Here is an 11,592-nt window from a genome sequence, read left to right as displayed (position 1 = left end):
TGCGGTGTGGCGCTTGACCGCCTGCCGCGGTCCCGGCTGCTCCCGCTTCACGCACTCAAGCGGTCTTCGGCGCTTGCGCCTGGGCGGCGACCCTCCACTTGTCGAATTTGCCGAGCGCGCCCCACGCCGCGAGACCGAGCATGATCGGTTGCAGATAGGGGACCGCAACGCCAAGCGTGGAGAGGATACCCATGAGGCCACCCGCCGCTCCGGCGGCTCCGGACGTCGCCGCAGCAGGCGCCACCGCGCCAAGCAGCGCGGTCAGCACGCTGCCGATGATTCCAATCGCGCTCTTCTTGCCGTCGAGCAGATTGCCGATTGTCTGCCCGAGCGCGCCGTTGACCGGCGTCAGGGGCCTCGTGGTAGCGGCGCCCGGGGTGGTGGGGACCGGAGCAACGCCAAGGCCAAGTTGGCGCAGCACGTCGACGATCTGGCCGATCCGGGACAACGTGTCGTTCGCAGCCAGATGCGTGGTGCTGGCGATCGGCGGGTTTGGCTTCTGACCGAACAGTTCGAGCAACTCTTCGATCTTCGTGAGAACTTCGGCCACGTTCGGCTGGGCCTTCGGCTGTTCCGACACCGTTGTTCCTCCGGTTGCGACGACTATGGGCTCGGCAGGGAGCGTGGCGATGAAACTCCGCATATCGTTGAGCCGGTTGAGCCAACCCTTGCCGAACACTGGAAATTCGGGAAGCGCTCGAAAATAGGCGTCCTCGATGTCGAGGAACACCTTGCAGAGTCGCGGCACCTCGACCACGCCTACCGCGCCGAGCGTCTCGGGGCCGATGATGCGGTCGACGCTCACCTGCGCGCCGCAACTCACGAGCGAGTTCTGCAGGAACTCGGCGGATCGCCCGGTGCCATGTAACACCGCGGCATTATAGACGGCCGCGGCGATCTGCAGCGGCAGGTCGTCGCCGCGCACCACGTCATAATAACGCGCCTTGAAGATGCGCCGGGCTTCGTCGCGGCTCAGTTGCTTGACGTCTTCCGCGGTCAGGCTGTCGTTCTGGCGCCAGGTCCGCAGCGTCGCGAGCGTGATCCCCATATTGGTCGGCCCGCCCCGGTCGCTGGGATGGTTGCTGTAGCCGCCTTCCCATTTCTCGATAAAAGGCTGAATTCGCGCGAAGTTGTTGGAAGTCATGACTGTGCTCGCAGAACTGGCGGGACGGTCGACGTCGGATGGCGCCGCTGTCGCCGTGACCGCGGCGCCCGGCGCGAGCGCGGGTCGCGAAACGGCCATCGGCGCAGGCGGCGGCTGCGGCGATCCACTCCATCCGGCAATGGCCGCTTCGAGATTTTCGGCCCAATCGGCGTCGCCGCCGGGCGGCAAATGTCCGGCGTGAAGGTTCTCGACGCGCAAGCCCGCCATTTGCAGGTGCGGGGTCTCGAAATTCAGCGGCTCCATTCCATGCGCGCGGCCGATTTTATGAAGCTGTTTCCACGCCACGGCGTTAGCGCGGCCGTCGCTCCAGTCCCAATTGCCATTGGTCTTGAGCACGAAATCGACTGCCAGCCCGTATTGGTGATACGACGTCCATGGCCGCGCATAGGTGACAATGTTGCCCGGCCGGGTGCGGCCTTGCGCATAGAGATAGGCCTGGCGTTGCGGCGACCGGAAGGCCTCGAAGATGTGGAAGTTGAAGCCTGCGCCGTTCAGTTCGTGCTGGATGGCTTGCACGCGTTCTCGAATGGCAGGGTGCAGAAAAGCAAGCTCGACGGATCGTCGGTCCTCACCGGCCATGAAATACTCCCAGCGAAAAAGAATAAATTACAAGGCAAGCTGGAATTACAGAGCACTCGCTGTCGCTGTACAAAAGCGGAATAAATCCTTGTACTAGAATTGCTCATTGACAAGTGACGTGGCTCACATGCCTGCGGAGCGTGTCAATTTGTCACGGCTTCGTAGACGAGACAGCCGACAAGGCGGTCGCGGCGCTCACCTTGGCGCTCTCGGGCTCGATCGCAAAGGCCGAGCCGGCGGCACAGGGGCGCAGCGCTGGCAAGACATTCGGCGACAGGGGGGCAATGGATCATGCGCGTGCATGCCATGAGCCCCTGTCATCCGGACTTGGCGGCGGCCGGATGGCGATTAGCGCGAAATCCAAAAACTTTCCGTGTTCACAATCGGCGGAAAGAGTCTGCGCGCTTGTCCTTATCCAACGACCAATGGTTCTAATGTCATTGTAATAGCGGGCGTAGGATCGCAGGATCCGGCGGAGATGTGCCTCGCCCAAGACAATGATGTGGTCGATACACTCACGCCGGATTGATCCGATCAGCCGTTCGGCACGCCATTCTCCCACGGCGAGACTGGGGTGGTCGGCTTTGTCCCGGATGCCGCTCGAGACATTCAGTGGCTAATTATAGCGTGTACATAACCCCGCCGCGCAGTCAGGGCGCGTCGCCGCCTTCACGGCACCGGCTTTGCCCTACTCCGGATTTTTGCCCTCCTGGGACATTCCTGGCAGCAGCTAAAAGTTCGGCTTCCGCTTGTAAGGCTGACCACCTGGGCGCCCGATCCACTGGATTGTCCTGCAACCGGCGATCGGCGCCTATTGCGTCGCCGCAAATCCGTTACGTGAGTCCCAGCACAGAGTCTGAAGAACTTCCCACTTCCTATGCATGAGTGACCTCGCCAGCCAGATTATCCCTCATTACGAAAAGCACGCAGCAGCGTGGGACCGCGACCGTCGGAACGCCTATTGGAACGACAAGGTCTGGCACGACCGCTTCATCGGCCGACTAGCCAAGAACGCCACGGTGCTTGATCTCGGCTGCGGTCCAGGGCAACCGGTTGCGCAGCAGATGATTGAACGAGGACTGCGCGTGACCGGCGTCGACTCCTCACCGACGATGATCTCGTTCTGCCGTGATCGCCTGCCCGATCAAGAATGGATTGTTGCGGATATGCGGCGATTGTCGCTCGGTCGGCGGTTCGACGGCATTCTCGCGTGGGACAGCTTCTTTCATCTCAATCACGACGACCAGCGAAGAATGTTTGCGGTTTTTGCCGACCACGCCTCTGTCGGAACGATATTGATGTTCAATACCGGACCGCAGCACTGTGAGAGCGTCGGCGAATACAGGGGCGATCCGCTGTATCACGCGAGCCTATCACCTGCCGAATACGAGATGTTTACCGCGCGTTTTGGGTTCGGCGTGCTGGAACACGCGACGAACGATGCGCAGGCAGGCGGACGAACGGTGTACCTCTGTCAACGGAATGACTTCGGGTAATGTCGCCTGCTGGGCCCCTGAGCTGAACCGCGGTTCCGCTTTCATCATGTCGGCTGTCCGAACCAGGGCGGATGTCGCCGTGCGCCTGCCCTGACCGCCGCCTCTGAACACAAAGGGATCCGGCATTGGTCAGCATCACTGACCTCTGCGTGGCGGCGCGGCAACAACCACTTCACAAAATCGCGCCGTGCCGGTTTTCGCCATATCTACGGCGTTTCGCGTGACAATCGTGGTCCTCGGTTATTCGCATGCTCGGCTTCTACTTTGAGAACTACGCCGGTTGGAGTGGCAACTGACCTCAGCCGGGACAGTGACGGCGCGTGAAGGTAGCGGCGGCTGAGCCACGGACGTCCGAGTGGGGATCGGCAGGGCCGAATGCGGTTCCGGCTTCCTCCAGAAAGGTTGTCAAAATGTATCTCGCCAGCCGGTTTGCTGCTGCAACAGCCGCGTTCATTTTCGCAACAGTTGGATCGCCTGCCCACGCGGCGGGCCCGTGCGGGGAGATGGCCGGGATATCGGTCTTGCCCTCGCCGTTCGCTCCTTGGAAGGGGACGCCGCTGCGCGTCATGATCGTCAGCGAAAAGCCGCTCGAGGGTGTGATGTCGCTGGTCGCGCCCGATGGAAGCGTCGCGGCCAAATCGTCTGATCGGCACGGCGGTGCGCCATATTCCTGGTTTGCCGAGGTCGCCGCGCCGGCCGCGGGGACGTGGCACGCCACGCTCGCGCTCGACCACCCGACGGCGGATTGCAGCACGATCACACACGATATCTCCGTGAGCGCGCGCAAGCCGGACCCTGTGGCTATTCCCGCCGGCCGCTTCTGGAAGGTGCGCAACAGCTGGAATCACGAGACGGAAGCCTTGTTCTCGGCGTGGATCGAGAAACTGTTCGACGCGCCGCCCGATCAGGATCTGTCCTGGAAAGCCTGGCATGAAGTCCTGCGCGACCGGTCACGCAACTTCCTGTTCAACTATCTTGGTCGCGGCGAAGACAACGTGAAGACCGGCCTTCGCCCCGACTGCGCCGACTTCGTGTACTTCCTGCGCGCCTATTTTGCCTACAAGGTCGGGCTGCCGTTCGGCTATTCCAACTGCTCACGCGGCACCGGCGGCAGGGCGCCCAAATGCTACCAGTGGTTCGACATGGAGCATCCGGAGATGACACGTCCGCCGGCGCCGCCCGAGCAGGAGATCGCGCCGGCGACGATCGCCGACGCCACACTGCCTGGGCAAACGCCGAGGATCCTGAACATGTTCGGCGGCGCCCCGTCGGCCCAGACACCAGCTCCCGTTGCGGCTCCGCCGAAGCCGCAGCCAAAGCCGCCGACGACGTTCAGTGAATATCTGCGGGACGTCGGCGACGTCGTGCATACGGGCGCCGTGCGGGTCGCCGCGAGCGACGAAAACACCGATTTCTACACCGTTCCGCTAGCGCAAGAGACGCTCCGCCCGGGCACGGTGTACGCCGATCCCTATGGACACGTGTTGATGCTCGTTCATCGCGTGCCGGAGATGGACGGCAAGCCGGGCGTCTTCCTCGCCGTCGATGCCGAGCCGGACGGGTCGATCACGCGAAAGCGCTTCTGGCGTGGCAATTTCCTGTTCGTGCACGATCCCGCGCTCGGCAGCCCGGGTTTCAAGCACTTCCGGCCGATCGCGCGCGACAAAGGCGGTTCGTTGCGGCGGTTGGCCAACGCCGAAATCACCAGCAATCCGCAGTACGCCGATTTTTCGCTCGATCAGTCAAAGATGAGTGCCGAGGACTTTTACGATCGCATGGATGACGTGATGTCGCCCGAGCCGCTCGATCCCGTGAAAGCGATGACGGACGCCATCGCGAGTTTGAACGAGCAGGTGAAGACGCGTGTGACCTCGGTCGAAAACGGACGAAAATATCAGGAGAAGCAGGCTGGCGACGTGGCCATGCCTAACGGCCCCTCGATCTTCGAGACGTCAGGAGCCTGGGAGGATTACTCCACACCGGCGCGCGATTTCCGCCTGTTGATCGCGATGGACGTCGTGCGGGGCTATCCTGATCGCGTCGTGCGGCGGGGGGCGCGCTACGCGATGCCGAACGGCAGGGACATCGCGGATGTGAAGAACGAGCTGCAAGGGGTGCTAGCGTCCGAACTCGCCTCGCGAAAAATATCCTACACCCGCAGCGACGGCTCGCAGTGGACGCTGTCGCTCAAGGAGGTCCTCGATCGGGCGCCGAGCTTCGAGATGGCCTATAACCCGAACGACTGCGTCGAGGTGAGGTGGGGCGCGCCTGACAACAGCGAGGAGGCATCCACGTGCAAGCGGCATGCGCCGCAGGCACAGCGCGCAAAGATGTCGTCGGAATATCGCAACTGGTTCCGCGAGCGGCACTGGCCGACGCACACCTGAATCGCGGGTACAGGGCATATCAAGGCCAAACAAGACTCGGGCTTGCGTTCCTAAGCCGAAGAAAGGTTTTGGCTGATTAGACACTGTCATGAGTCCCAGCACATGTCGTGCTGGGACTCATGACAAAAGCACGTGTCACGTTTCCCGCCTTCAATCATCTCGACCATAGACGCACTTGGCCATAGACCGCAGCGGAACGCCGAACCTGTTGTGAATGTCATACTCCACGAACGCCTCGAGGCGGCTGTGCGGCTGCTGCGGAGGCCAGGCAAAATAGGGCGTGAAGAAGACCGGCTGCTGCCATTCGATGAGGTTGACCCGGCGATACGCCGAGGGCGCCAGCATCCGCTGTTTCACCGCCCGCTCACACCAATGACCGAACGTGGATGCCTGTGCGCCGCAAGCCGGGGCAAGCGAAAGCACCAATGCTGCGAGCGCTGACGTGGCCTTCATTTGACTGCTCCTCGTGAGGATGACAACGCAGGAGATTGCGCCAGTCTTTCATGGACGTCTACCAAGATGTCGTGGCGGCTGTGTCGCACCAGTCTGCAATCACCTTGGCCGCCGGTCCACAAAAAGGCTGTAATGCATCTGCGCAGTTAATCTCGAAAATTTTAATCCAGTGATGTGAGCCAGTTCACGTCGAACCCGCACGTTTGGTCCCAGCGTCGCGTGGGGCACTTCAACGTGGGAGAGAAAGATGCGTAGCTTCCTTCTTGCTCTCGCGACGTCCGCGACCGTCCTCGCAACTGGCGTAACCCCGGTCGCAGCCAGCGAGTACCGGTATTGCCTCCAAGGCGAAGAGTTTGCCGGCACCGGCGATTGTAGCTTCACCAACTACCAGCAATGTCAGGCTACCGCATCAGGCCGCATGGCCTATTGCGCTGCCAATCCCGACTTTGCGACCGTCCCGACAATTCGTGTCAGGCCGCACCACCGCTGACGCCGCGTGCGTCGCAAGCAAATCAGATGGCTTGGTCCGCTGTGCATCATAAGGCGAGATCGATCATGTGATCGCAGCGGCCAAGTCTGGTATTGGGCCGGTAGCCGACGTGCTGGTAGGCAGTCCGAATGTGCAGGCAACCGGGACGAACCCGGCTCGGTGAAGACAACCACTCATCCAATGGTTGTCGCTTCCACCCACTGCTGTGGTGCCCGCCACAATACGGGGATCCACCCTTGACGGCCGGATGTCAGGAAGCGACTGTCGGGCAAGCTGGACCAGGCAAGCGCTCCGCAGGTGTGCCTAATGTTGCAGTTTCGCGACGAGCCCAACTGCGATCTCAGCTGCCGTCCCATCAGGACGACTTCTTCGGGAGCCCACGGTGTCACAGGCCAACACCGTCGCCTCGTGATCGCCTTCGATGGGGCGGCGCCGCACCGTTCGGATCAATCATGCTCATCCTAGATGCTCTTTTGAGTCCCACGCGACCGTTTCATGTGTCGCACCGGCTACGGAATCATTGAGGTTTTTTCGGCTGCCGGCGCTCCGGGACACGAAGTTTCGATAGATCCGGGAATGGATACTGCAAGTGCAAACAACTTGTGGTAGTCTCATGCTACCTGAAAACTCGCGCTAGCTGGATTCGAGTACGGCACAGCACCAAGAATTGGGAGCCTCGCGATCATGGCTGAACCGTTAAGGCCTCTGCTTGAAGCGCTATCCGCGGAGCCAGGGTCGAAGAACTTTTCCGGTGAAATCCGCTCTGCCGAGGACCTTTTGAGTTCAGAAGCGCTGGCGAAGCTGGAAGCGCGTCACGCCGGCATTTTCGCGATCGTTTTGGTGGACGAGAAGATCGATGTCTCGGTATTTCAATACTTGAAGAGCAATTCCATCGCCAACGACACCGGACCAAATGTCTTCGCCCTTTACGAAGGGACGCCTAAGTCTCGTGTCGTTCGCGACATCAAAATCGATGGACTAGGAGCAATTCGCACCGAGAGTCCGGTTGTTGCTTTCGCACGAAGCCTTTTTCCCAACAATCAAATCATCTTTCCCGGCGTGGTGATTGCTGAGCGCCTTACGGGCAAGGAGGCCGTGTTCGTCCCGCTCAATTCCGGGGTACAGGCTGACGCGGCCGACCGTCTCAGAAAACTCTGGGGCCTCATCAATGACTCGTGGAAAGGCCGCGGCAAGGACAAGCCATTTATTCAGGCGTTAGGCGAACTCCTGGCCCTAAGAGGCATCCCCTATTCTCGAAGCGAAGGCATTTCGGTTCGGGAGCATCTCACAATCCTCCTTCGGGCGCTCTGGGACATACGCCGGGACCTGCTCGCATTGATTCCGGTTGTCGGAAAGGCATTCGGGAAGAAAGCAAAGGAATAAGCGATGGTGCAACTTCGCGGCTCGCCTATCCTGCACATAGCTCAAAGCCTCTTTGGGCAAATGAGGGCTTTCGGAATCCTCGCCAATCACTCCACAAGAGCATCTGAGGTTCTCAATTCGGCAATCCTTCCGCGACTGGCATTCCTCAAGATGCTGCTGGCAGCGTTGGATCACCTTGATCCGGAAGCATCGCGCGAGCCGATCGCATCAGGTGATCCCATCATCTACAATACTTTGGACTGGCCGCCGACTGCCCCACCCGCTGGCGTGTTTGAACCGTCGGGAAACGTCCCGCTCGAACGGCACCTGAACTCATGGTACCTGAGTTGGAATCTTCAGTTGGGAGAAAGTCCGCAATCGGCGATGATTCTGAAGGTCGTCAGAGCCGCCCTGTGGCTCGTGAACAGCCCTGGCGGAATCGATGCGGCAATTCAATACGTCATCAACCTTCAGGTCAAAGGCGTGATCGTCGACCGGCTGGTGGCCATACAGGCGATGATCTTGTTACTCAAGGCTCGCCGCTGCGTTGACGATGACTCCGATCTGGCTGACTTCTTCCTCGAGAGCGCGCCGTCGAGTGCGGCGGAATGGACGCGCACGCAGTTCAAGGAATTCGATCTCGACAAACCGGCGGTTCGACCCGAGTTGACGGACGATCTTTCGCTGCTTCTCGAGCTAGCGGAAAGTGAAATTGACCAAGTGTTGAGTGCCGATTCCTACGATGCGTGGTTGCTCGGGCAAATGGCCCTTCATCCAATGCTCAGCACGGTCGTTTCGGTCTTTCAGGAATTCCAGGTTCAGGACGAACTGCAGTTCGTTACGAAATTGACGCACCTTGAAGAGATCAGGGCCGATGCAGGCGGATTCGGAAGGCTCTTTCGAATATGGAGTGGCCAATTCCTCACGTTCAAGTATACGTCAGATTTCACGATGTGCGCGACCGCTTGCTGCCTTTTGAGCGGTAAGACGGCGGATTGGAAAGACCGCATGCTCGATGAACGGGCACTGGTGCCTACATGCCTGCAGCATCTCGTCACGGAATTCGGAATCAGAGAGCATCCCTTGCCGGATGGATGGGCGCGAATTTCAGAAGCTCTGGCTCCCATTGCTGGGCCAACGCTGCTTCACGACGACACTTACATGTATAGCCGGGTCGAGCTATTTCAGCCGAACGAGATCGAAAACGCTCCCGGCCTTGCAGAGTTCCTGGAGTCTATCGGCGCTTCCGGAAATCTGGCGATGAAGAACGCGGTGATCCAGTTGCTCTGCAAGCAAGCTCCGTCGCTGAATGAGCAGATCACTTTCTCCGAAGGTTCGTCGGAAGAGACCGGCGATATTGAGCGTTTGGAGGCGATCTCTGCTCAGTACAATCAAAAGTATGCACAGGTGGGATCTGAGGATATGTCACGGGAGGCCGTCGATTTATTTCGCGCCGTCGGCAAATTTGATCCAGACGAAGCCGAGTCTGCGCTGCGCGATTTGTATCGCAGCATTTGCGCTGACGAGATCGACGACTTCATCAATCGGGCCTTCAAACAAGGCAAGGCCGGTTCGGCGCGCGAGTGCTTCGACAGATTGTGCTATCTATACCCTTACTTTCATCCCGGACAGGCAAAACGCGCCGTTCGCTTGGACGAAGATGGCCAAACTCATGCCGCCCTGGATTGCATGTTGAAGGCGATCATCCTCGAGCCGCGGGAGGCGACGCGCTGGCACTTGTTCGGTGTTATCCTGAAAAAGTTAGGAAGAAACGACGATGCAATGTTGGCCTACGGTCTGGCCAAAATTGTTCACACCGAGGAAGGGAAGCGCTGAACCGCCTCCCGAGCGCCACAGCGAATAACCGGCCCCTCTCCCGACCTACGCCGCAATGCGCGCCGGTTGAACATTGCGGGCCTTGACGGCTGCCTTCGTCCGGCAACTGCGCTAGAGTGCCCGCATGTCGATGGTGATCTCAACACTCGGCGGCGTCGGCCTCTTCCTGCTTGGCATGACCGTGATGACGGACGGCCTGAAGGCGCTGGCCGGGTCCGCCCTGCGCACGGTGCTAGCCAAGGCGGCGGCGACGCCGCTGCACGGCTCGTTCTGGGGCGCTATCGTCACGCTTCTGGTGCAGTCCTCCAGCGCAACGACCATGACGACGATCGGTCTCGTCAGCGCAGGTCTGCTCACGTTCCAGCAGGGGCTGGGCCTCGTCTTCGGGGCGAATGTCGGCACCACAGGGACCGGCTGGCTGGTCGCGCTCATCGGCGTCCGCGTCTCGCTCACGGCTGCGGCACTGCCGATGATCTTTGTTGGCGCGTTGACCAAGCTTCTGGCCCGCGGGCGAATATCCGGGATGGGTGCCGCCCTCGCCGGGTTCGGGCTTGTGCTTTTTGGGTTGACGACCCTGCAGCAGGGCATGGGCGGGCTCGCCGAACGATTGCACCCGGCGGACCTGCCCGCCGTTCTCGGCAGTCCCGAGGCCGGGTGGTGGTCGGGCCTGTTCGGCGTGCTGGTGCTCGTCGTGGTCGGGCTGGTGATGACCGCGCTGATGCAGTCGTCAACGGCCGCCGTCGCGGTCACACTGTCCGCCTACTTCGCCGGCGCGGTCGGGCTGGACCAGGCCTGTGCGCTGATCATCGGCCAGAACATCGGAACAGCGACGAGTTCCGCCCTGGCCGCGATTGGCGCCAGCACCACCGCCAAGCGGCTGGCCATCGCTTACGTCCTTTTCAAGCTTATCGCCGCCGTTATCGCGCTGGCGCTTTTCCCCGTCGTCATCCCTCTGCTCGTGCGCGCCTCGAGCACCGTCGATGGCGTCACGCTGCTGGCCTTGTATCACACGGCATACAATGTTGTCGGCGTAGTGGTCCTGCTGCCGCTGATCAACTGGTTCACGCGACTGGTCGAGCGTATTCTGCCCGAGCGTGGCTCGCCGCTCACGCGGTGCCTCGACCCTTCCGCGCTTGAGACCCCGATCGTGGCGGTGGAAGCGGTGCGGCGAACGATTGCACGCGCGCTCGTAACGGTATGCAGTTCGATCGAGGCGGCACTGGCCGGCCGTGCTGAACCAATCCGACTGGGGAAGGACACCGCATCGGTGCAGGATGCTGCAGACGCCTTGCGTCAGGCACAGATATTCCTGTCTGATGTGACCGGACCGCCTGAGAGCGACGACGAGCAACAGCGTCTCACGAGCACACTGCACGCACTCGACCATGCGTCTCGACTGACGGAGATGGCGAATAGCGGAATCAATTTCGGTTCGGTGAGCGGCGGACCGGAGGACATCCGCGCCGGAGAGCTATGCGCAGAAGCGATGCGAAGCGCGGCCGCGATTGCGCGCGGGGTGGCGGCGCCGGCCCGCGCCGACGGATCGCCGCAGGTCACAGCCCCGCATGGCGACGTCATGGCCGGTCCGCGCGCGGTCTCCACTGACGAGGCCATGCCCGAGCTCGAGCGTTGCGCGACGCAACTTGGCGAAATGCTGCGCACCCACCGCAGCGCGACGCTGGGCGCGGTCGCCAATGGAACGCTTACCGCCGACGCGGCGCTCGTTCGCGTCGAAACGGTTCGAAGCCTCGAAGCGCTGTCGCGTCACGCCTGGCGCTCCGCAGCCCATCTCGTCGGTCGCGGCTAAACCCGAGCGATGGCCTC

The 11,592-nt window shown here is 61.2% G+C and carries 8 protein-coding genes; 6 read left to right on the top strand and 2 right to left on the bottom strand.

Annotated features, from left to right (window positions below; genetic code table 11):
- Positions 1–55: 55 nt before the first annotated feature.
- On the bottom strand, positions 56–1,744 hold the full coding sequence (locus tag ACZXDY_RS27300) for a glycosyl hydrolase 108 family protein (protein ID WP_464347637.1): 1,689 nt from the start codon (positions 1,742–1,744) through the stop codon (positions 56–58).
- Positions 1,745–2,625: 881 nt separating this feature from the next.
- On the opposite strand from ACZXDY_RS27300, the gene ACZXDY_RS27295 reads away from it, so the two are divergent.
- A complete protein-coding gene (locus tag ACZXDY_RS27295) occupies positions 2,626–3,240 on the top strand; it encodes a class I SAM-dependent methyltransferase (RefSeq protein ID WP_464347636.1) in 615 nt (204 codons plus the stop codon).
- A gap of 410 nt (positions 3,241–3,650) precedes the next feature.
- The gene (locus tag ACZXDY_RS27290; protein WP_464347635.1) at positions 3,651–5,627 is read left to right on the top strand and encodes a hypothetical protein; all 1,977 of its coding nucleotides are present in this window, start codon (positions 3,651–3,653) and stop codon (positions 5,625–5,627) included.
- A 150-nt stretch (positions 5,628–5,777) separates the two neighbouring features.
- On the opposite strand, the gene ACZXDY_RS27285 is transcribed toward ACZXDY_RS27290, so the two are convergent.
- Complete coding sequence (locus tag ACZXDY_RS27285) at positions 5,778–6,080, bottom strand: hypothetical protein (protein WP_464347634.1); 303 nt, start codon at positions 6,078–6,080, stop codon at positions 5,778–5,780.
- A gap of 247 nt (positions 6,081–6,327) precedes the next feature.
- On the opposite strand from ACZXDY_RS27285, the gene ACZXDY_RS27280 reads away from it, so the two are divergent.
- The 4 genes from ACZXDY_RS27280 (at position 6,328) to ACZXDY_RS27265 (ending at position 11,575) form a co-directional block, all read left to right on the top strand.
- Positions 6,328–6,570, top strand: a complete 243-nt coding sequence (locus ACZXDY_RS27280; protein ID WP_080663745.1) for a DUF3551 domain-containing protein — start codon at positions 6,328–6,330, stop codon at positions 6,568–6,570.
- Between the two features lie 684 nt (positions 6,571–7,254).
- Positions 7,255–7,953 carry a hypothetical protein gene (locus ACZXDY_RS27275; RefSeq protein ID WP_464347633.1) on the top strand — a complete coding sequence of 233 codons (699 nt, stop codon included), beginning with the start codon at positions 7,255–7,257 and terminating at the stop codon, positions 7,951–7,953.
- A 3-nt stretch (positions 7,954–7,956) separates the two neighbouring features.
- Positions 7,957–9,768, top strand: a complete 1,812-nt coding sequence (locus tag ACZXDY_RS27270; RefSeq protein ID WP_464347632.1) for a hypothetical protein — start codon at positions 7,957–7,959, stop codon at positions 9,766–9,768.
- Positions 9,769–9,892: 124 nt separating this feature from the next.
- Positions 9,893–11,575, top strand: a complete 1,683-nt coding sequence (locus ACZXDY_RS27265) for a Na/Pi cotransporter family protein (RefSeq protein ID WP_464347631.1) — start codon at positions 9,893–9,895, stop codon at positions 11,573–11,575.
- Positions 11,576–11,592 lie beyond the last annotated feature (17 nt).

This window comes from Bradyrhizobium sp. LeoB3, assembly GCF_055456055.1.
Note: the sequence above shows the minus strand (reverse complement) of the source record. Positions and strands in the feature narration are given on the sequence as shown.